The 21,256-nt window shown below is 58.7% G+C and carries 15 protein-coding genes and 1 riboswitch; of the genes, 11 read left to right on the top strand and 4 right to left on the bottom strand.

All coding sequences use genetic code 11. The features are described from left to right. Nucleotides 1–30: 30 nt before the first annotated feature. The 4 genes from sstT to HMPREF9163_RS06230 form a co-directional block, all read right to left on the bottom strand. Nucleotides 31–1,278 (bottom strand): serine/threonine transporter SstT, encoded by a 1,248-nt coding sequence (gene sstT / locus HMPREF9163_RS06215; RefSeq protein ID WP_037346309.1) that lies wholly within the window; start codon nt 1,276–1,278, stop codon nt 31–33. Between the two features lie 157 nt (nt 1,279–1,435). Next, the gene (rfbD, locus tag HMPREF9163_RS06220) at nt 1,436–2,290 is read right to left on the bottom strand and encodes a dTDP-4-dehydrorhamnose reductase (RefSeq protein ID WP_009440873.1); all 855 of its coding nucleotides are present in this window, start codon (nt 2,288–2,290) and stop codon (nt 1,436–1,438) included. Between the two features lie 126 nt (nt 2,291–2,416). Next, nucleotides 2,417–3,856 carry a cell wall metabolism sensor histidine kinase WalK gene (locus tag HMPREF9163_RS06225; protein WP_009440875.1) on the bottom strand — a complete coding sequence of 480 codons (1,440 nt, stop codon included), beginning with the start codon at nt 3,854–3,856 and terminating at the stop codon, nt 2,417–2,419. Beyond that, a complete protein-coding gene (locus HMPREF9163_RS06230) occupies nt 3,840–4,526 on the bottom strand; it encodes a response regulator transcription factor (protein WP_037346312.1) in 687 nt (228 codons plus the stop codon). The genes HMPREF9163_RS06225 and HMPREF9163_RS06230 overlap by 17 nt, the downstream gene beginning before the upstream one ends. Before the next feature lie 177 nt (nt 4,527–4,703). Between HMPREF9163_RS06230 and rsmI the strand changes: the two genes are divergently transcribed. The 11 genes from rsmI (at nt 4,704) to HMPREF9163_RS06285 (ending at nt 21,256) form a co-directional block, all read left to right on the top strand. Next, nucleotides 4,704–5,555, top strand: coding sequence for a 16S rRNA (cytidine(1402)-2'-O)-methyltransferase (gene rsmI / locus HMPREF9163_RS06235; RefSeq protein WP_009440877.1), 852 nt, complete (start codon nt 4,704–4,706; stop codon nt 5,553–5,555). Between the two features lie 79 nt (nt 5,556–5,634). Further along, entirely contained in the window at nt 5,635–7,059 is a 1,425-nt protein-coding gene (locus HMPREF9163_RS06240) for an ATP-binding protein (RefSeq protein ID WP_009440878.1), read from the top strand. A gap of 90 nt (nt 7,060–7,149) precedes the next feature. Beyond that, a complete protein-coding gene (gene metG, locus HMPREF9163_RS06245) occupies nt 7,150–8,691 on the top strand; it encodes a methionine--tRNA ligase (protein ID WP_009440879.1) in 1,542 nt (513 codons plus the stop codon). Continuing rightward, nucleotides 8,688–9,470 (top strand): TatD family hydrolase, encoded by a 783-nt coding sequence (locus HMPREF9163_RS06250; protein ID WP_009440880.1) that lies wholly within the window; start codon nt 8,688–8,690, stop codon nt 9,468–9,470. The genes metG and HMPREF9163_RS06250 overlap by 4 nt, the downstream gene beginning before the upstream one ends. 190 nt (nt 9,471–9,660) lie before the next feature. Beyond that, nucleotides 9,661–10,470, top strand: coding sequence for a G5 and 3D domain-containing protein (locus tag HMPREF9163_RS06255; protein ID WP_009440882.1), 810 nt, complete (start codon nt 9,661–9,663; stop codon nt 10,468–10,470). Nucleotides 10,471–10,579: 109 nt separating this feature from the next. Beyond that, nucleotides 10,580–10,812, top strand: a riboswitch (cobalamin riboswitch). A 655-nt stretch (nt 10,813–11,467) separates the two neighbouring features. Beyond that, nucleotides 11,468–13,654, top strand: coding sequence for a methylmalonyl-CoA mutase family protein (locus HMPREF9163_RS06260; RefSeq protein WP_009440884.1), 2,187 nt, complete (start codon nt 11,468–11,470; stop codon nt 13,652–13,654). Next, complete coding sequence (scpA, locus tag HMPREF9163_RS06265; protein WP_009440885.1) at nt 13,654–15,852, top strand: methylmalonyl-CoA mutase; 2,199 nt, start codon at nt 13,654–13,656, stop codon at nt 15,850–15,852. The genes HMPREF9163_RS06260 and scpA overlap by 1 nt, the downstream gene beginning before the upstream one ends. A gap of 447 nt (nt 15,853–16,299) precedes the next feature. Next, nucleotides 16,300–17,478, top strand: coding sequence for a methylmalonyl Co-A mutase-associated GTPase MeaB (gene meaB / locus HMPREF9163_RS06270; RefSeq protein ID WP_009440887.1), 1,179 nt, complete (start codon nt 16,300–16,302; stop codon nt 17,476–17,478). Nucleotides 17,479–17,490: 12 nt separating this feature from the next. Continuing rightward, the gene (locus tag HMPREF9163_RS06275; protein WP_009440888.1) at nt 17,491–18,048 is read left to right on the top strand and encodes a peptide-methionine (S)-S-oxide reductase; all 558 of its coding nucleotides are present in this window, start codon (nt 17,491–17,493) and stop codon (nt 18,046–18,048) included. Between the two features lie 210 nt (nt 18,049–18,258). Next, on the top strand, nt 18,259–19,923 hold the full coding sequence (locus HMPREF9163_RS06280; protein ID WP_037346319.1) for a methyl-accepting chemotaxis protein: 1,665 nt from the start codon (nt 18,259–18,261) through the stop codon (nt 19,921–19,923). A 130-nt stretch (nt 19,924–20,053) separates the two neighbouring features. Continuing rightward, the gene (locus HMPREF9163_RS06285) at nt 20,054–21,256 is read left to right on the top strand and encodes a methyl-accepting chemotaxis protein (RefSeq protein ID WP_009440890.1); all 1,203 of its coding nucleotides are present in this window, start codon (nt 20,054–20,056) and stop codon (nt 21,254–21,256) included.

Raw genomic sequence — 21,256 nt, forward strand, 5'->3', positions numbered from 1 at the left:
TCTGACGGACTTCATTTTATCAGCGATTCCTTAGCTCTTTGGTGTCATATCCTCTGCAGTAAGCGTTCCCGCCTTGGCGCGGTCGGCGAACTCCGCCGTCGCAGTGAAGAGGACGTCGGTGGAGCTGTTGAGCGCGGTCTCGCAGGAGTCCTGCAGCACACCGATGATGAAGCCGACACCGACGACCTGCATCGCGATGTCGTTGCCGATGCCGAACGAGGAGCAGGCGACGGGGATGAGGAGTAGCGAGCCGCCCGCAACGCCCGAAGCGCCGCATGCGCCGATCGTGGCGATGAGGCAGAGGAGGAGCGCCGTCGGCAGGTCGACGTGGATGCCGAGCGTGTTTGCCGCTGCGAGCGAGAGGATGGCGATCGTGATCGCCGCGCCGCTCATGTTGATGGTCGCACCGAGCGGGATGGAAATGGAGTAAACCTCGGGATTGAGCCCAAGCCGCTTGCAGAGCTGGAGGTTCACGGGGATATTCGCCGCCGAGCTGCGCGTGAAGAAGGCGTAGATGCCGCTCTCACGTAGCGTCGTAAAGACGAGCGGGAACGGATTGCGGCGGATGTGCATCCAGACGATGATGGGATTCATGATGAGGGCGACGGAGAAGAATGCGCCGAGCAGGACAGCAAGGAGCTGGAGGTAGCTGATGAGGGCATCCACGCCGCTCGTACCAACTGCGTCAGCGACAAGTCCCATGATGCCGAACGGGGCAAAGCGGATGACCCAGAGAACGATCTGCGTCATGACGACGGCGAAGTCGCGCACGGTGTTCTTGGTCGTCGGGCTTGCCTTCTGCAGGGCGATTCCTGCGAGGACGCTCCACGCGAGGATACCGATGTAGTTCGCGCTCGCAATCGCATTGATCGGGTTGTCGACGACCTTGAGAATGAGGTTGTGAACGACCTCGACGATGCCGCTCGGCGGCGCAACGGTCGCGTCCGCCACGACGAGATGCAGCGTGGACGGGAAGGCAAAGGAGAAGGCGACTGCTACAACAGATGCGAGGAAGGTCGCAATGATGTAGAGGCGCACGATGGGGCGCAGCGCTGCACCCGAACCAACCGTGCGCTGCGCCATTGCATTCATGACGAGGACGAAGACGAGGATCGGTGCAACGCCCTTCAGTGCGCGGACGAAGACATCGCCGAGCACGGCGACGATGGGAATGAGCGCGGGTGCGTAGAGCGCGATGAGGATACCGATGATGAGTCCGACCGCGATGAGCTTGATGAGGGCTGTCTCGCGGTACTTGCGGCTGATGTTGCTGAGCAAATGGATTCCTCCTTTTGGTTGGATAAAAATATGCCCCATTATAACAGAATGGGGCATATTTGTCACTCTTTTGTCAGGGTATACATATCTGAGGGGAGTCTTGTACAGAGGTGCGAGTCCCACGCGAACACACAGCCGCCTCACAGTGCAGCAGCGGCTATTCCGCCGTCTCTTTTAGCTCCTTCAAAAACCGCCCAACGGCATCCTCCCACGGAGGGAGGCGGTGGAAGCCCGCGTCGTCAAGCGACTTCTTGCTGAGGCGCGAGTTCTTCGGGCGCGTTGCCTTCGTTGGGTACATATGCGAGGGGACGTTCGTGACGTTGACATTGATGCCCGCCTGACGGAAGATCTCGCGCGCGAATTGCGCCCACGAGCAGAACCCCTCGTTCGTCGCGTGGTAGATGCCGTACTTTTCGGACTCAAGTATGTCCGCAAGCAGCGGCGCGAGGTCACGCGTATAGGTGGGCGAGCCGATCTGATCGTTGACGATGGAGAGAATTTTATTGGTTTTGGCAAGCTGCAGCATACTCTTGACGAAGTTCTTGCCATGCAGACCAAAGACCCACGAGGTGCGCACGATAAAGTATTTGTCGAGATCCTGCTGCACAGCCTCCTCGCCCGCGAGCTTCGACGCGCCGTAGACGTTGTGCGGGGATGTGAGCGCGTTCGTCTCGTGGGGCGTGTCGCCTGTGCCGGGGAAGACGTAGTCCGTGCTGATGTAGAGGAGCTTCACATCGCGTTCGCGTGCGAGGCGCGCGAGAATCTCCGTGCCTGCCGCATTGATCTTGCGGCAGAGCGAGGGCTCGTCCTCCGCCTGATCCACGGCAGTGTATGCCGCCGCATGCAGGATGGCATCGGGTTCGACCGCTTCGAGGACGGCGCGCATGACGTTCTCGTCGGAGAGAGGGAAGAGCTCCGAGGAGACGCCGTGTACCTCGTGCCCGCGCGCCCTGCACTCCTCCACGCAGTCGTGACCCAGCTGTCCCGTTGCGCCTGTGATGAGGATCTTCATAGCAATCCATCCTTTCTGTATCAATACATCATCGCATACAATATCACAACATACATAAAATACAAATTCATTGTATCATAAAAGACGCCGCCCGTGTAGTACATAGGCAGCGTCTTTTCATATATTCTATGCAGTTTCGTCATGAACGATCGGGATCGTGAGTGTGATCGTCGTACCCTCGTCGACAGCGCTCTTGAGTACGATCTTGATGTCGTGGCGCTCGGCAATCCAACGCGCAATGGAGAGCCCGAGTCCCGAGCCGCCTGTCTCCTTCGCGCGCGAGGAGTCAACGCGGTAGAATCGGTCGAAGATGCGCGCCTGATGTTCGGGTGCAATGCCAATGCCGTCGTCGGTGAGTGTCACCGTGACCGCCGAATTGTCCGGTGTGCGGATCGAGTAGGCGTGGATGTGACCGCCGGGGGGCGTATACTTCAGACTGTTCTCGAGGAAGATGCGCAGCAGTTGGCGCAGGAGCACGGGATCCGCGCTTACAGTCACAGGATCATTTCGTCCGAGCGTGACCTCGTGAGAGGTTGTGACCGTCTGCATCTTCTCCATCGTATCGGCGAGGAGCTCCGCGAGATCAACATCCTCCTTGTTGACTGCCTGCCGCTTCTGGTCGGCACGCGCGAGGAAGAGCAGCTTTTCGATGAGCTGCTGCATATTCTCCGCCTCCGAACGAATGGAGGTGATGCCCTCGTCGAGGATGTTCTTGTCCTCGCGCCCCCAGCGCGAGAGCATGTCGGAGTAACCGAGGATGACTGTGAGCGGCGTGCGCAGCTCGTGCGATGCGTCGGAGACGAAACGCTGCTCCTGTTGGAAGCCTTCCTGCAGGCGATCAAGCATGCGGTTGAACGTACGCGCGAGCTCCGACAGCTCATCGCGGGCACGTGGCACATCCAGACGCCGTCCGAGACGTTCCACCTCGATGCTGCGCGCCGTCCAGGTGATCTCGCGGATGGGTTTCAGGATGCGTCTGCTGATGAAATGACCTGCAAGGAGTGCGAGCACAAAGCATCCGGCAACCGTGTAGAAGAGCAGTCGCTGCAGGGAATTGAAAAAGTCCGTTTCCGTTGTGATCGTGCGGAAGAAATGGATTTGATAGGGAATACCGTCGTACTCAATGTTGCGCCGCGCATGATAGACGGCACCGCCCTTGAACTCAGAGACCTCCATATCGGGATTTGCCCAGATCGGCGTCGAGATTCGGCCGCTCTCGACCGTTTCAATCGAGGGGAAATGCGCATCCGTATCGAGCACAACACGCCCCGAACGATCTGTAATACGTACGATGACACCCGGTATGACGGGCCCTTCGAACCAGAATTTTGCCTCTGCCGCATTGCCGCTTTCGATATTGCTCATCACGTGGCGTATACTGCGGTCGAGATCGACCTCCGCCTGCCGATAAAAATAGATGTACGCGCCAATCCCCAGAATCGCCGTCGAGAGAATGAGTACGAAAAAGAGGATTGCCGCGTACAGCAGGGTGATCTTTGTAGAAATGCGGATGTAGAAATAGCGGTCGATCCAGCGGGCGAGGCGCGAATTAGTCGCGGACAACATACCCGACGCCCCGCACCGTGTAGATGTACTTCTTGTTGAAGCGGTCATCCAGCTTGGCGCGCAGGTAGCGGATATAGACATCGACGACGTTTGTTTCGCCGGTGTAGTCGAAGCCCCATACCTCCTGCAGAATCTGATCGCGCGTCAGCACCGTGCGCTTGTTGCGCAGCAGGTACTCGAGCAGATCGTATTCGCGCTTTGTGAGGGCGACGGTCTCGCCGTCCACCTGCACCTCGTAGCGCGAGAGGAACATGATGAGATTCTTTACCGTGAGGCGGTCGGACGCATCCTCGGTCGAGATGTCACGGCGGCGCAGAGCGTTGCGCAGACGTGCGAGCAGCTCGGGCACGGCAAACGGCTTCGTGATGTAGTCGTCCGCACCGATGTCCAGCCCCTCCACGCGATCCTCCACGGCATCGCGTGCCGTCAGCATGATGATGGGCACGTTCGAGACCGTGCGGACACGGCGGCAGATCTCAATGCCGTCCATGCCGGGCAGCATGACATCAAGCAGGATAATATCGAAATTCTCCTGAATGATGCGCTCATAGGCGCGCGTGCCGTTGCCCTCGGTCTCCGCCTCGAACCCCTCGTGCTCGAGCTCCATCTGCAGGAACCGCGCAATGCGCACCTCATCCTCGACAATGAGGACACGTGATTTTTCTTCCATATCTATCCACCTCGTCATTCCTTGTTTCTGTCCCTACTATATATGAATGCAGGGAAAATGAAAAGTCAAAAATGAGAAATATAATCGAAATTTTAAGAGTGGGGGTGTTTTCATAACCCTCACTTGACAATGCAGCGTCCGTGCCGTATAAACAAAAGAAGAAAATACAGCGGAGGAATGACAGTGACAGGAAAGCTCTATCTCTGTGCGACACCCATCGGCAACCTCGGTGACATCACCTATCGCGCTGTCGAGACCTTGCGTGCGGCGGATCTCATTGCGGCCGAGGACACGCGGCACACGCGCGGCCTTCTTGCACACTATGACATCCATACGCCTATGACGAGCTATCACGAGCATAATAAGGAAGAAAAGGGCGCAGAGCTCATCGCTCGGATGCAGGCGGGTGAGAACATCGTCTGCGTCAGCGATGCGGGGCTGCCCGGCATCGCCGACCCCGGCAGCGATCTCGCACGCCGTGCCATCGCGGAGGGCATCCCCGTCACGCCGCTGCCGGGCGCGAACGCCGCACTCTCTGCGCTCATCTGCGCGGGACTGCCGTTGGAGGGATTCACTTTCGTCGGCTTTCTCCCGCGCAAGGAGAAGAAGCGGCGCGAGGTTCTGGCGCGCGTCGCCGCCTACCCCGAGACACTGATCTTCTACGAGGCGCCGCATCGTCTCAAGGAGACCCTTGCCGCACTCGCAGCGGCACTCGGCGCACAGCGGCATGCGTGCGCTGCACGCGAACTGACGAAGAAGTTCGAGGAGTTTCGCCGCACGACCCTCGGCGACCTCCTCGCACACTATCGGGAGCACGAGTCACGTGGTGAGTTCGTGCTTATCGTTGCGGGCGCGGACGACAATGCCGCGAGTACTGCGGATGCGGCGGAGGAGATGTCTCTCACGGAGCGTTATGCGGCACACATCGCCAAGGGGTTGGACAAGAAGGAAGCCATGCGCCGCACCGCGCAGGAGCTTGGCATCTCACGGCGAGATGTGTATCAGGCGGTACTGGCGGGGGGCGATTGAGCCTTGCGATTTTTTCGTCGTTGTTGTATAATTTTCTAATCACGATTATTATAATCGTGATTAGAAAGATGGTGATACTGTGTTTATCGGTCGTGCACGTGAACTGGATTTTTTACAGGAGCGCTATGACTCGGAGCGTGCCGAGCTCGTCGTGCTCTATGGACGGCGGCGCATTGGAAAAACAGAGCTCCTGCAGCAGTTTGCTCGGGATAAGGCTGCCGTATTCTACGCCTGCACGGAGTGTACCGATCAGGAGCAGCTTGCCCGCTTTTCAAAGCGCATCTTGCAGACGGGTCTCCCTGCGGCGCGGTTTCTGACCTCGTTTTCGGATTGGGAGACGGCACTCAGGAGCATACAGGATGTTCCATCCGAGGGGAAGAAGCTTCTCATCATCGACGAGTTCCCCTATATGTGCGCAAGCCGTCCCGAACTGCCGTCCATCCTGCAAAATCTTTGGGATCATGAGCTCTCGCGTGCAAACGTCATGCTCATTCTCTGCGGCAGTGCGATGAGCTTTATCGAGAACGAGCTGCTCGCCGAGCGGAATCCGCTGTATGGACGGGCGACGGGTATCTACAAACTGCTGCCGCTGCCCTTTGTAAGCGTACGGCAGTTTTTTCCGCAGTACAGTGTGGAGGATCAGGTCGCGGTCTATGCGATTCTCGGCGGCATTCCCTACTATTTGATTCAGTTTCAATCCGAGAAATCCCTCGAAGAAAATATCCGCACGAACATCCTGCAAAAGGGCTGTGTGCTCTACAGCGAGGTGGAGTTCCTGCTTCGACAGGAGCTGCGCGAGACGAGTGTCTACAATGCCATCATTGAGGCGGTGGCACTTGGCAACAACACACTGGCACTCATCCACAGCAAGACACAGATTGAGAAAACGAAGATCAGCGTCTATCTGAAGAACCTCATGGAGATCGGCATTATCGAGCGCGAGTTTTCTGTGCTTTCCACTGTAAAGGAGCGTGCGGGCAGCGGACGGGGACTGTATCAGCTGACCGATGCGTATTTCCGATTTTGGTATGCCTTTCTCTACGGCAGCCACTCGGAGCTTGAGGCGGGCGATGTGGTGGGCGTGTGGCAGCATCTCATTGTGCCGCAGCTTCATGAATTTGTTTCGCGCACCTATGAGAAGATCTGCATGGAGTATCTGCGTTCGTGCAATCAGGCGGGGACGCTGCCCTTTCACTTCATCAAGATTGGGCGATGGTGGGAGAAGGTCACGCACATCGCAGATGGGAAAAGACGCACCGTATCGGAGGAAATCGACATTGTCGCCGCAGATCGCGCGGAGCGGAACTTTTTGCTCGCGGAATGTAAATTTCGCCGTACTCCCGCCGATCTTGACGTACTCCGACAGTTGCAGGACAAATTTCCGCAAAAGAAATATCATGGAAACTGTCACTATATGATCTTTTCCTTCTATGGCTTTACCGAGCGACTGCGCGATGCTGCTGCACAGGAGAATGTGCGGCTCGTGTCCGGGGCGGACTTGTAGATGTTATGGATACGCTTTAAGGCACGATATTGAAAGCGCGGCGTCACTGTGCTACTATAAAGTGAAACTGATTGAAACGAGGCATGATTTATGAGCGAAAAGACTCCATTTTACATTACAACACCGATCTACTACCCGAGCGCGAAGCTGCACATCGGGCACGCATACTGCACGACGGTTGCAGACACGATTGCGCGGTTCAAGCGGCTCGCGGGCTACGATGTGTTCTTTCTGACCGGCTCGGACGAGCACGGGCAGAAGATCCAGCAGGCGGCGGAGAAGGAGGGCGTGACGCCCCTTCAGTACGTCGACCGCATTGTCGCGGGCTTTCAGGAACTCTGGCGGCTGCTCGGCATCTCCTACGACGACTTCATCCGCACGTCGGAGAAGCGTCACCACGAACTCGTACAGCATATTTTCCAAAAGATCTACGATCAGGGCGACATCTACAAGGGCGCGTACACGGGGCTCTACTGCACGCCGTGCGAGAGCTACTGGACGAAGCTGCAGCTCGATGAAAACGGCTGCTGCCCCGACTGCCACCGCCCCGTGCAGGAGGTCTCGGAGGAGGCGTATTTCTTCCGCATGAGCAAGTATGCGGATCGCCTGATCGCCTATATCAACGAGCACCCCGACTTCATCCAACCCGTCTCGCGCCGCAACGAGATGATCGCCTTCATCGAGCAGGGACTCGAAGACCTCTGCGTCTCGCGCACCTCGTTCGACTGGGGCATCCCCGTACCGTTCGACCCGAAGCACGTCGTCTACGTCTGGTTCGATGCACTCACGAACTACCTCACGCCGATTGGCTACATGGATGATAGGGCGAAATTCAACCACTACTGGCCGGCGGACGTGCATCTCGTCGGCAAGGAGATTGTGCGCTTCCACACGATCATCTGGGGCTGCATGCTGATGGCACTCGGACTTGATCTGCCGAAAAAGGTCTATGGGCACGGATGGCTGATTGTGGACGGCGCAAAGATGTCGAAATCTGTCGGCAACGTCGTCGACCCAATTGCTCTCATTGAGGAGTTTGGCGCGGATGCCGTGCGCTACTTCCTGCTGCGCGAGATCACGCTCGGGCAGGACGGCAACATCTCGCGCGACACACTCATCGGGCGCATCAACTCGGATCTGGCGAACGACCTTGGCAACCTGCTGCACAGAACCCTTTCGATGGCAAAGAAGTATCGGAAGGGCGTCATCACGAAGGGCGCGGGACGCATGGAGTTTGACACGGCGCTCGAGGACATGGCGGCGGCGACGCTCACGGACTATACGGAGCAGATGGAAAAAATGGAGCTGTCAGCCGCAATCAAGACGGCGTGGGCACTCATCTCGCGCACGAACAAGTACATCGACGAGACCGCGCCGTGGGCACTTGCAAAGGACGAGGCAAAGGCGGCTGAGCTCGATTCCGTGCTCTATCACCTCGTCGAGTCCCTGCGTATCACGAGCATTCTCATCTCGCCGTTCCTGCCTGTGACGGCGCGCCGCATTCACGAGCAGCTGGGCTGTACATCGGATTTTGAGGGCGTACAGCTCTCCGATGCCGCATGGGGCGTCACGCCTGATGGGCACACGGTCGGCACGGCGGAGCAGCTCTTCCCACGCATTGAGATTGCATGATGACGAGATATATTGACACGCACGCCCATCTCTATGACGAACGCTATGACGCGGATCGCGCAGAGATGATTGCGCGCGCCGAGGCGGCGGGTGTCACGCAGATCATCAGCATGGGGGACACGATGGCGGCGTCCGCGCGGGTGGTGGCGGATGCGGAGCGCTATCCCGCACTCTACGCCGCCGTCGGCATTCACCCCGAGAGCGCCGCGCCGCTCACAGACGCGGATCGTGCGCAGCTCCTCGCGTGGGCAGAGCATCCGAAGGTTGTCGCTATCGGAGAGATCGGTCTTGACTACTATTGGGAGAAGGATGCGGCGCAGCGCGCCGTGCAGCGTGAACTTTTCCGCGCACAGCTCGATGTGGCGCGTGCGACGGGTCTGCCCGTGTGTATCCACGATCGAGAGGCGCACGGGGATACGCTTGCCATCCTGCAGGCGGAGGGGCGTGATCTCACGGGCGTGCTCCACTGCTACTCGGGCAGCCTCGAGACGGCGCGCGAGCTCTGGAAGATGGGGTACTATATCGGCATCGACGGGCCGCTCACGTTCAAGAACGCGGCGAAGCTACCCGACATCGTGCGCGAAGCGCCGCGTGAACTGCTGCTAATCGAGACGGACAGCCCCTATCTTGCACCCGTGCCGAAGCGCGGCAAGCGCAACGAGCCCGCCTACGTCGTGCACGTCGCTGCGAAGATCGCGGAGCTGCGCGGCGAATCGCTCGAGGAGGTCGCTACCTATACGACGGAGAACGCGCGGCGACTCTATCCGAAACTTGTTTGATTCTGTTCTTTCGTAAAAGCATCGCCCTGTGCATGGAGCAATCCTCCGTGCGCAGGGTTTTTACATGGGACAATTTTCCCTAAAGTGGTGAATAAAATGAGAAAACAGCTCTCAATTTTAGACCGAATCCCATTTTTCATGAAAAATTCAGCTTGAAGTGGGAAAATACCGTCAGCAAAGGGGGAATTCTATGCAGTGGAAGAAGCTTGGACAGCTGATTCAGACAAAGAAGAACACGATGTTCTGTGCCACGCTGGCAGGTATGATGTTGCTCTCCAGCGGATTCACGATGAACGGCCTGCCGAAGAACATGCAGCGCGTGAGCGTGCACGTCGACGGCGAGACCATCACCGACATGACGGTGCAGACGAGACCCAATGATATTTTTGAGAAACTCGGCATAAAGCTCGGCGCAAAGGATACCTACGAGGTGTTCCACAGCGAGGACGAGCGCCATACAGAGATTTCCGTACGACGTGCCGTTCCCGTGAGCATCTCATTCTGGGACGATACGCAGGCGGTCATGACGAGCGGGCGTACGGTCGGCGATGTCATGGCAGAGTACGGCTATAACCCGAATGAGGTTGATGTATCCCCGTCTGCGGATACGCCGGTCACGGCAGACCTCCACATCCAGCTCACGGAGAACGAACAGGCCGCTGAGCAGCGCCGTGCACGTGAGCGTGAGGCAGACCGCGTCAGCCGGGGCATCCCGCGCTACCGCGCAGCCTATACGATGCACGCGTCGGCCTACCTCCCAAGTGACGGGGGCGGCAGCGGCATCACGGCGACTGGCATGGTCGCACGCCGCGGCGTTGTCGCGGTCGATCCGAATGTCATTCCGCTCGGCTCGCGCCTCTACATCCCAGGCTACGGCGAGGCAATCGCCGCCGATACGGGCGGCGCGATCGTCGGCAACACGATTGATCTCTGCATGGAGAGCTATGACGAGGCGATCCAATTTGGTCGTCGCAACGTCGAGGTTTATGTCATCAATTGATGAAAATTATGCAAATGAGGAATCGCTGTGAGATAATTCACGCAGTGATTCTTTTTTTGTTGACAAGACGCGTTTTCGGTGGTACTATTCTATCGTACCATAAAAACTAAATATTGTTGATGGATCAAGTGCAGAGGTTTTGTTTGACAGAGCCTCGATTGCTTCATAGGGAATCCGGTATGGGAGTCATGGACTCCATAAGCCGGAGCGGTCACGCCACTGTAACAGGGAGTGATTCCGCGCGCCGACACCCGTCGGCAGTCACTGGGGAGAAATCTCTGGGAAGATGCGGAAGAACGATGAACTGAAGCCAGGAGACCTGCTTGATTAACAATCACCGATTGACCTGCGAGTGATGGGGATGGAGATTTTGCGGATTCGTTCGCCTCGAGAGAGAGTTTGGCAGTGAGACCAGACCATCGGGAACTGAGTAACGATACCGGAAAAGCCCGTTCTGCACACCGTGTGGAAGGGGCTTTTCCTTTTCCATACACACGGCGCTGCATGAACGATCCTGAGGAGATCTGTGTGCATGTGAAACAAATCCCGTGCCCAGAGATTTCCCCGGGATGAAGGAGTATGCGCTCCTTGGGGAAACATTGCTCATCTTTTCAGTTCTCGTTTTGCCTCTTTATTTGAGAGGCGCGCTCTGAGGGTGGAAGCTCAGGGCGATTTTTTTTCAAGGAATGCAGTTTTGTGTATGATGTCAAATAGCCATCTGTGCGAACTCCACGCAAACGCCTCGTTACGCAAGCGGTCGGACACTTATCTGCCTAAATACCTGCGGACTTCTTAAACGCGCGCTGCGCGCTTGAACGAAAGAAATCCGCAGGGGGCAGAACGTTCCCTCGTTTCCGCTTGCTCCACTAGGGTTTGCTTTGGAGCATCGCACAGATTGCCACGAACACATCTCCTTCCTGCACAGAATTGCTTTACTTTTGTGTTAGTTCATAGAACTAGCAGAGCCTTCCCGCAATAAATTAAAGGAGGACGTACTATGCCGGAAGAAAAAGAACGGTCGAGTGACGAGGAACTTCAGAAGCTTCTGAAGAAATCGGCGGATGTTGAGGACTTCCCCGAGGTCTCGCTCGACGAATTCACTCCGCCGACGGACGAGGAGTGGAAGGCGGCCTGCGAGGCGCTGCTCAAGGGGGCGCCGTTCGAGAAGGTCATGTTCACGAAGACCTATGAGGGCATCACCTTCGATCCCATGTATACGAAGAAACACACGGAGGACATCCTGCCCAAGAGTGTCATGCCCGGCATGGGGGACTATCTGCGCGGTGTGGATCCCGCCGGCTACATCGGGAAGCCCTGGGGCATCGCGCAGGCGTGCGATGAGACGCTGCCCGCAGAGAACAACGAGCTCCTGCGTCATGAGAATGACAAGGGCTCGACGATCTACCACATCGTGCTCGACACCGCATCGCGTGCGGGTGTGGATGCACGTCAGGCGGAGAAGGTTGGCGACATCGGCACGAGCGTGACGACGGTCGACGATATGCACACACTCCTTGAGGGGCTTGATCTTGCGAAGTTCCCGCTCTATGTCTATGCGGGTGCGAATGCTCTCCCGCTCCTCTCGCTCGTCGCGGCGGCACGCCGTGCGGCGGGGGAGGATATGACGAAGGTGCAGGGCATTGTCGGAGCCGACCCGATCGGCGCACTCGTGACCGACGGCAAGCTCCCCGCATCGCTCGACGCACACTATGACAGCCTCGCTGCAGCTGCGCGCTGGGCGGTGAAGAACGCGCCGCATCTGCGCACGGTGTTTGTCCGCAGCGATGTTTACAGCAGCGGCGGTGCGAACGATGTGCAGGAGATCGCAGCGTGTCTGGCGACCGCAGCGGCGTATCTGCGTGCGCTGTGCGAGCGCGGGCTGACGATTGACGAGGCGGCGGGGCAGATCGCGTTCGGCTTCTCGATGGGTGCGAACTTCTTCCTGCAGATCGCAAAACTGCGCGCCGTGCGCCCCATCTGGGCACAGATCGTCAAGGCGTTCGGCGGCAACGCCGAGTCGCAGAAGATGCGCATTCACGCGCGTCCTGCGCTCTTCTTCAAGACCATCTACGATCCGTACGTCAACATGCTCCGCAACACGACGGAGATCTTTTCGGGCGTTGTGGGCGGCATCGACTCATTCGAGAGTGCGCCGTTCGATGAGCCGATCCGCAAGGGCGACGAGTTCTCGCGCCGCATTGCGCGCAACATCCAGATCATGCTGCAGGAGGAGTTCGGCATGCTGCAGCCGATCGATCCTGCGGGCGGCTCGTGGGCGGTTGAGACGCTGACACGCCAGATGAAGGAGAAGATCTGGAAGGAGTTCCAGAGCATCGAGGAGCGCGGCGGCGTTGTCGCGGCGCTGCGCTCGGGCTCTATTCAGGAGGGCATTGCCGCGATTCTCGCCGACCGCTTCAAGAAGGCGGACATCCGAAAGGATCGCATCGTCGGCAACAATATGTATCCGAACATGACGGAGACTCTGCTCGACCGCCGCGAAGAGGATACGGCGGCGCTCAAGGCGCAGCGCACGACAGACATTGACGCCTACCTCTCCGACATCGATGTGAAGCATCGCGATGAGGCGCTTGCGGCATTCAAGGCGGATGGCTCCGTAGACAAGGGCATCGAGGCGGCGTTTGCGGGCGCGACGATCGCGGAGCTGATGGCGGCGGTCACGGACGGCAAGGGCGCGGCGGAGACAGTCACGGCGATCGCACCGCACCGCTGGAGCGAGCGTTTCGAGGCACTCAGGAAGCGCACGGAGGACTACAAGGCGGAGAAGAACGACAACGTCAAGATCTTCCTCGCGAACATGGGCCCCATCCCGCAGCACAAGGCGCGTGCGGACTTTACCACGGGCTTCCTGCAGGTCGGCGCGTTCGAGGTGCTCGGCAACGACGGGTTCAAGACGGTCGAGGAGGCCGCCGAGGCAGCGGGCAAGAGCGGTGCGGATGCGGTGGTCATCTGCTCCACGGACGCGACCTATCCCGAGATCGTACCCGCACTTGCACCGAAGCTCCACGAGGTTCTGCCGAATGCGCGCGTATTCCTCGCGGGCGCGGCACCGAAGGATCTCCTTGAGACATATAACAACGCGGGCATTGATGAATACATCTCCGTCAAGGCGAACTGCTACGAGGTGCTTGAGCGCCTTCAGAAAAAGAAAGGGATGATTGCGTAATGGCAGGCTTTACGAACCCGGATTTCACCGGGATGAGCCTCGGCGAAAGCCCGTCCGCAGACTCCAAGGAGTGGCGCGCCCTCTTCGAGGGGACGACGGGGCGGACGTTTGAGGCACTCACGCACAAGACGATGGAGCGTGTACCCGTGAGCCCCTTCTACGATCACGACGTATACGAGCGTATGAGCCACCTCGACTTTGCGAGCGGCATTCCGCCGTGCCTGCGCGGACCGTACTCCACGATGTACGTGTTCCGTCCGTGGACGGTGCGCCAGTACGCAGGTTTCTCGACGGCAGAGGAGTCGAATGCGTTCTACCGCCGCAACCTCGCCGCAGGTCAGAAGGGTCTTTCCATCGCGTTCGACCTCCCGACCCACCGCGGCTATGACGCGGACAACCCGCGCGTGGTCGGTGACGTGGGCAAGGCAGGCGTTTCGGTCTGCTCCATGCTGGATATGAACATCCTGTTCTCGGGCATTCCGCTCGACCAGATGTCCGTCTCTATGACCATGAACGGCGCGGTTCTGCCGATCCTCGCGTTCTTCATCGTCTCGGGTGAGGAGCAGGGCGTTGACAAAAAGATCATGGCAGGTACGATCCAGAACGATATTCTGAAAGAGTTCATGGTTCGTAACACCTACATCTATCCGCCTGAGATGTCCATGCGCATCATCGGCGACATCTTCGAGTACACGACGAAGTACATGCCGAAGTTCAACAGCATTTCCATCTCCGGCTACCATATGCAGGAGGCGGGTGCACCTGCGGACATCGAGCTCGGCTACACGCTCGCCGACGGTCTTGAGTACATCCGCACGGGCATCAAGGCGGGGCTTGCCGTCGACGATTTTGCAAAGCGTCTCTCGTTCTTCTGGGCAATCGGCAAGAACTACTTCATGGAGATTGCAAAGATGCGCGCGGCGCGTGTCCTCTGGGCGAAGATCGTCAAGTCGTTCGACGCGAAGAACGACAAGTCGATGGCACTCAGAACGCACAGCCAGACGTCCGGTTGGTCGCTGACGGCGCAGGATCCGTTCAACAACATCGCCCGCACGGCGATGGAGGCGATGGGCGCGGCACTCGGCCACACGCAGTCCCTCCATACGAACGCACTCGACGAGGCGATCGCACTGCCGACGGACTTCTCGGCGCGTATTGCGCGCAACACGCAGCTCTACATCCAGGACGAGACGAGCGTCTGCAAGATCATCGACCCGTGGGGCGGCTCGTACTATGTCGAGGCTCTCACGAACGAGATCATCCGCCGCGCTTGGGCGCATATCCAGGAGGTCGAGGCACTCGGCGGCATGGCAAAGGCGATCTCGACGGGACTCCCGAAGATGCGCATCGAGGAGGCAGCAGCACGCCGTCAGGCACAGATCGACTCCGGCATCGAGAGCATCGTTGGCGTGAACAAGTATCGCCTCGAAAAGGAAGATCCGCTGCAGATCCTCGCCATCGACAACACGGCGGTGCGCCAGGCACAGGTCGAGCGTCTCGAGAAACTGCGTGCAGAGCGTAATGCGGACGATGTGCGCCGCTGCCTTGAGGGCATCACGAAGGCGGCAGAGACACGCGACAACGGCAACCTGCTCGAAGCAGCCGTCGATGCGGCACGCGCACGTGCCTCGCTCGGCGAGATCTCCGATGCGGTGGAGAAGGTCTCCGGTCGTTTCCAGGCGGTCATTCATACGATCTCGGGTGTCTATTCCTCCGAGTTCACGGACAAGACCGAGCTCGACCGCGCTCGTGAGATGGCGGACGAGTTCGAGGAACTGACGGGTCGCCGTCCGCGTATCTTCGTCGCGAAGATGGGACAGGACGGACACGACCGCGGACAGAAGGTCATCGCGTCCTCCTTCGCCGACATGGGCTGGGACGTCGACGTGGGGCCTCTCTTCCAGACACCTGCCGAGACGGCGCAGGATGCGGTCGACAACGACGTGCACATGGTCGGGTTCAGCTCGCTCGCAGCGGGGCACAACACGCTCCTGCCGCAGCTCGTCGATGAGCTGAAGAAGCTCGGACGTGACGACATCATGGTCTGCATCGGCGGCGTTATCCCCGTGCAGGACTATGACAACCTCTACGAGCACGGCGCGGTCGCGATTTTCGCACCGGGCACGAACATCCCCGAGGCGGGCATCAAGCTCCTGACCCTTCTCATCGCACGCGCGAAGGAAGAAGCTGCGGGCTGATATAGGGGAACACGGACGAAATCATCCACTCATCTAAGTGCATCTTTTTCGCCCTGCCATCGTCGCCAAATCCTCTGCATAGACCACTATGCGTCCGGTTTGTCTCCTTGACAGGACAAAAAATCTACACCAATCTGAGCGGATTCAATTCATCCGTGCTCCCCTGTGGCGCCGCTCTCTCTGTGAGGGCGGCGTTTTGCCATATCAAAAAAGGGCTGTGCATATCCCACGCGAACGCTTAGTTACGCAAGCGGTCGGGCACTTATCTGCCTAAATACCTGCGGACTTCTTAAACGCGCTTCGCTTGAACGGTAGAAATCCGCAGGGGGCAGAACGTGCCCTTTTCTCCGCTTGCTCCACTAGGGTTCGCTTTGGGATATTGCACGAAGCCCTACATACAAATACAACCTTAACGCCAACTATTTCCCATGTTGGAAAGGAGGCTTTATGAGCGAAAAATATACCACAGAACGGCCCGACTGGGTACCCGAGGATGCCGACTGCAAATTCACCACAAGTGTGATGGGCGGCATCGAGGGCATCAAAGATCTGACCGTTGGCAATATCAATCCGAGGTTGTTGAACGGTACTGGGATGCCGCGCCGCAAGCTCGTTCTGAGTGAGGACGATTATGTGGAGGGCGTTGCGCGCGGCGACCGCATGACGCTCTCTCGCGCGATCACACTCATCGAGAGCAACAGCAGCAAGCATTTTAAGCTTGCACAGCGGGTGTTGCAGAGGCTTTTGCCAAAGACGGGCAATGCCCTGCGCATCGGCATCACGGGTGTCCCCGGCGCGGGCAAGTCCACGATGATCGAGGCGTTCGGCAATATGCTCTGCGATGCGGGACACCGTGTCGCTGTACTCACCGTTGACCCGACGAGTTCCGTGACGAAGGGCTCGATCCTCGGTGATAAGACGCGCATGGGCACGCTCTCGCGCCGTCCCGAGGCATTCATCCGCCCGTCGCCTGCGGGAGGGACGCTCGGCGGCGTCGCGCGCAAGAGCCGCGAGACCATGCTGCTCTGCGAGGCGGCGGGCTATGATGTCATCATCATTGAGACGGTCGGTGTCGGACAGTCCGAGACGACCGTGCGCTCGATGGTCGACTTCTTCCTGCTCGTCGTGCTGACGGGTGCGGGCGATGAGCTGCAGGGCATCAAGAAGGGCATTATGGAGCTTGCGGATGCGATCGTCATCAACAAGGCGGACGGCGACAATTTGCTGAAGGCAAAGGTTGCGCGCGGTCAGTACGAGCGCATGATTGAGTTCATTCGCCCCGCGACGCCGGGCTGGGAGACGCACGCCTACCTTGCCTCCGCGATCGAGAAAACAGGACTTGCCGAGCTCTGGGAGGTCATCCGCATCTTCCGCGACAAGACGACGGAGAGCGGTGTTTGGAAGAAGCGACGCGACGGTCAGCTGCTCGACTGGATGAACAGCATGATCGACGAGCATCTGCACAACCTGTTCTTCGACGATGCCGTCGTGCGCGGACGGATGCCCGAGGTGAAGGAGGCGATCCTCTCGGGCGGTATCTCGCCGACGCAGGCGGTCGCCGAACTGCTCAGTGTATTCGACGTCCACCGTGCAGCAGGGCGGCAGGTCGACCTCTTTACGAATTGAGGAGGTGTACCCATGACGAAACGCATCTGCCTCTCGGGCGCGGACATGTACGAGCTTGAGGAGGTCTTTACGGGACGGCGCGGCATCGTTTCCGTCCGCACGGGCTACATCAACGCCGCGCCCAATGCCCGACATGAGGATGTGGCGACAGGCGCGGCGGGGGGCCGCATGGGCGTTGAGATCTGCTACGATCCGAAGAAGATCGACATCTCGCAGCTTCTCGACCTTCACTTCGCCGTCGTTACACCCTACAGCATCGATGGGCAGGGTTATGTGCGCGGCGCGATGTACCGCGCAGGTGTCTTCTACGAGAGTGCGGAGGATGAGCCGCAGATCCAACTCTATCTCACCTTCCTCGCGGGGAAGGGTCGCTGTCCCGCGACGGGGGAGCACCTGACGCTCAACGACCCGAACAGCAGCGCGGCGGCGCGTCGTGTCCTGCACGCGACGATGGAACGCCTCACCTCATTTCAGACGGCAGCGGACGAGCATCAAGGGTATTTGAAGCAGCATCCGGAGACGGAGACCTACATTGATCTCGTACGGCTGCGCGAACTTGTGAAGTTTTGAAGTGAAAAGTGGCTGTTGCACGAAGTTTTCTAGCTTCGTGCAACAGTCCCTTTTTTTTCGGCATCATAGACGATTTTCATTTTTATACAAAATTATTTTATGCTATAATCAACGAGATAAAATGTGTTTTATAGTATTGTTCCATACGCGCATGTGTTGGATCTTGCGGCAGTGTGCGGAGTGGATGGGGAAACCAAAGGGGAGCTGGGTATGAGCATACGTACTAAACTACAGTCGATTCTGATTCTGCTGTTTGTCTTCATCGTGGGACTGGTCGGGCTGAACTTCTTTACATTCAATGAACTCAAGGGGGATTCGCCTGCGGTCAACGCCTCCGGGTCGCTGCGGATGCGCGCCTATCAGCTCTCATGGGGGGCGGCACGGCTCGTGTCGGCAGATGAGGGGGATGCACAGACACTGCGCACTGCGATGCAGAAGGATCTGGAGGACTACGATCGTATTCTGAAAGGACTGGAGCAGGGCGATGCGGCGATGGGACTGACTGCTCCCACGGATGAGGCGGTGCAGCGGCAGCTCGGTGTCGTGCAGCCGCTGTGGGAGTCGTACCGCAGCGATGTGCGTGCCGTTGCCGAGGGCTCGGACGAGGAGATGCGCCGCGCGGCAGAGGCAAAGGTGGCGAAAGAGGTTGCGCCCTTTGTGGCGGAGGTCAACAAGCTGGTCGTCGCCTACGATGCCGCAAGCCAGACAAAGATCGAAACTTCCAAGAACATCCAGCTCGGTGTGATTCTCCTCGCCATATTCGTGGTGGGCGGCGCACTCTGGCTGATCCTTACGCAGATTCTGCGTCCGCTGGCGGCTCTGACGGACTCATTTCGTGGCATTGCCGAGGGCGAGGGCGATCTGACGCAGCAGCTCCATGCGGAACGCGATGATGAAATCGGGCGCATTGTCCTTCATTTCAACACCTTTATCGGGAAACTGCGTACCATCATGCGCGGGGCACAGGAGAGCGCGGCAGAGGTCGCACAGCTCTCCGGCGCACTCTCGCAGGCAAGCGGTGAGAGCAGCAAGGCGGTCGAGATGGTCGCCGGTTCCGTCACCGATGTTGCAGGGCAGGCGAACGCGCAGAACAGCGATATGCAGGAACTCGCGGATAATGTGTCGCAGATTGCGGCACATATGGCGCAGATGCTCGCCTCTGCCGAACGCTCTGCCGTACTCTCGTCGGACTCCGAGGACAAGGCGGCGGATGGACGGGACGGAGCGGCACGTGTCGCCGCGCAGACCGATGTCCTGCGCGACATCGTCATGACGATGGATCGGAAGGTACAGACCCTCACGCAGTATGCGGAGGACATCAATCAGATCATCGATCTCATCAAGGGCATCTCGGGACAGACCAACCTGCTCGCACTCAACGCCGCCATCGAGGCAGCACGTGCGGGGGAGAGCGGACGCGGCTTTGCTGTCGTCGCGGAGGAAGTGCGCAAGCTTGCGGAGAGTTCGAGTCTCGCGGCGGACGATGTCACGGAGAAGATGACCGGTATTCGTCAGCAGGTGCACGAGACGCGCAGTGCAAATCAGGAACTCGTCAGCGAGCTCGAGAAGATCACGGAGGCGGTTGCTGCGGTGCGTTCCTCGCTGAACGCCATCGCAGAGAGCTCCGAGGAGAGCCGCCGAGCGGCTGCCGAGATCGTGCAGCTGAATCAGACGGCGTCGGCAGGTGCGCAGAACGTCGCAGGCACATCGGGGAATGTTGCGGCAGCGGCGAAACAGATTGCGGGGCTCTCCGAGGACTCGGCTGCGGCCATCGAGGAGCAGAGCGCGACTATGGAGCAGGTCGTCGCTACCGCAGAGCACCTGTCCAGTCTGTCGACGAAGCTGGACGGCCTTGTCGGCAAATTTAAGGTCTGAGTGCAGCGTCTCGCTCTATCCGCGTGTAATACATTGCATTTCACGCGGATTTATCGGATAGGAGTATTGCACAGCGTTCTTTCTGCGATATAATAATAGAGAGAATTTTCTATTGAAACGAGAGGGAAACATGACAATCCACAACAAACTACGAATCACACTCGTTGCCCTCTTTGTCTTCATCATTGGGTTGGTCGGACTGAACTTCGCCACCTTTGCACAGCTGGATGGGGACTCCCTCGCCGTCAATGCCTCCGGCTCGCTGCGGATGCGTGCCTATCAGCTTGCCTGGCTTTCGGCACGTCTTGTTCCTGCTGATGCGGACACGGCGGCGGAACTCCGGCGGACGATGCTCGCGCAGATTGAGACGTGCGACCGCATCCTTGCGGGGCTTCGCCGCGGGGATGCAGAGCTGAATCTCCGGCCGGTGTCAGACGAGGCGGTCAAGGAACAGCTCCGCACGCTGCAGCCTCTCTGGGAGGAGTACCGCACGCATGTGTTTGCCGTCGCGGGGGCTGTGGGAGAAGAGGAAAAATCCGAGGCAAATGCCGTCGTCGCGGCCGAGGTCGTCGGCTATGTGGCTGAGGTGGACAAACTCGTTACGGCGTATAACCATGCAAGTCAGGCAAAGGTCGCTGTTTCCAAAGACATTGCGGTGGGCGTGACTGTCCTTGCGTTCCTTATCTTTGCCATCTCCTCCTACTGCATCATCATGGAGGTGCTGCGGCCGATTGCGGCACTGACTGCCTCGTTCCGCGAGGTGGCAGGCAAGGAGGCGGATCTCACGCAGCAGCTCACGGCCAAACGCAGTGATGAGATCGGACGTATTGTGCAGTCGTTCAATACCTTTGTCCGTGATTTGCGCCAGATCATGCAGCGTGCACAGGCCTGTGCGACCGAGGTCTCGGGGCTGTCGGATACGATGTGGCGGGCAAGCGTTGAGAACAGCAAGGCGGTCGAATGCAACGCTATTGCCATCACGAATGTTGCCGCACACGCAAGCGAACAAGACGAGAACATTCAGATGCTCGATACGAGCGTGCACGGTATTTCAGCGCACTTGGAGGAGATGCAGGCACTCGCGCAGACGGGGAATGTGAACGGCACGGAGCTCCTCACCTCCATTGAAGCAGTGCGCGCCTGTGCACAGCTTGCAGCGTCGGCATTAGAGGAGGTTGCGAAGGCATCTCGGGAGATCACGGCGCACGCAACGGACTCGGCAGCTGCCATCGAGCAGGAGACCGCCTCCCTCGAGGCGTTTGCCGCGACTGCCGAGCATCTCAAGGGGCTCGCCTCGGAGCTGGATGTGCTCGTCGGGCGCTTCAAGGTATGA

The organism is Selenomonas sp. oral taxon 138 str. F0429, from assembly GCF_000318175.2.
GTDB lineage: Bacteria > Bacillota > Negativicutes > Selenomonadales > Selenomonadaceae > Centipeda > Centipeda timonae.

Coding starts and splice junctions, on each gene's coding strand:
- rfbD (WP_009440873.1), bottom strand. CDS start 2,290: ATGAAGATCCTCATCACAGGCGCAACGGGACAGCTGGGTCACGACTGC.
- HMPREF9163_RS06225 (WP_009440875.1), bottom strand. CDS start 3,856: ATGTTGTCCGCGACTAATTCGCGCCTCGCCCGCTGGATCGACCGCTAT.
- HMPREF9163_RS06230 (WP_037346312.1), bottom strand. CDS start 4,526: ATGGAAGAAAAATCACGTGTCCTCATTGTCGAGGATGAGGTGCGCATT.
- rsmI (WP_009440877.1), top strand. CDS start 4,704: ATGACAGTGACAGGAAAGCTCTATCTCTGTGCGACACCCATCGGCAAC.
- metG (WP_009440879.1), top strand. CDS start 7,150: ATGAGCGAAAAGACTCCATTTTACATTACAACACCGATCTACTACCCG.
- HMPREF9163_RS06250 (WP_009440880.1), top strand. CDS start 8,688: ATGATGACGAGATATATTGACACGCACGCCCATCTCTATGACGAACGC.
- HMPREF9163_RS06255 (WP_009440882.1), top strand. CDS start 9,661: ATGCAGTGGAAGAAGCTTGGACAGCTGATTCAGACAAAGAAGAACACG.
- HMPREF9163_RS06260 (WP_009440884.1), top strand. CDS start 11,468: ATGCCGGAAGAAAAAGAACGGTCGAGTGACGAGGAACTTCAGAAGCTT.
- scpA (WP_009440885.1), top strand. CDS start 13,654: ATGGCAGGCTTTACGAACCCGGATTTCACCGGGATGAGCCTCGGCGAA.
- meaB (WP_009440887.1), top strand. CDS start 16,300: ATGAGCGAAAAATATACCACAGAACGGCCCGACTGGGTACCCGAGGAT.
- HMPREF9163_RS06275 (WP_009440888.1), top strand. CDS start 17,491: ATGACGAAACGCATCTGCCTCTCGGGCGCGGACATGTACGAGCTTGAG.
- HMPREF9163_RS06280 (WP_037346319.1), top strand. CDS start 18,259: ATGAGCATACGTACTAAACTACAGTCGATTCTGATTCTGCTGTTTGTC.
- HMPREF9163_RS06285 (WP_009440890.1), top strand. CDS start 20,054: ATGACAATCCACAACAAACTACGAATCACACTCGTTGCCCTCTTTGTC.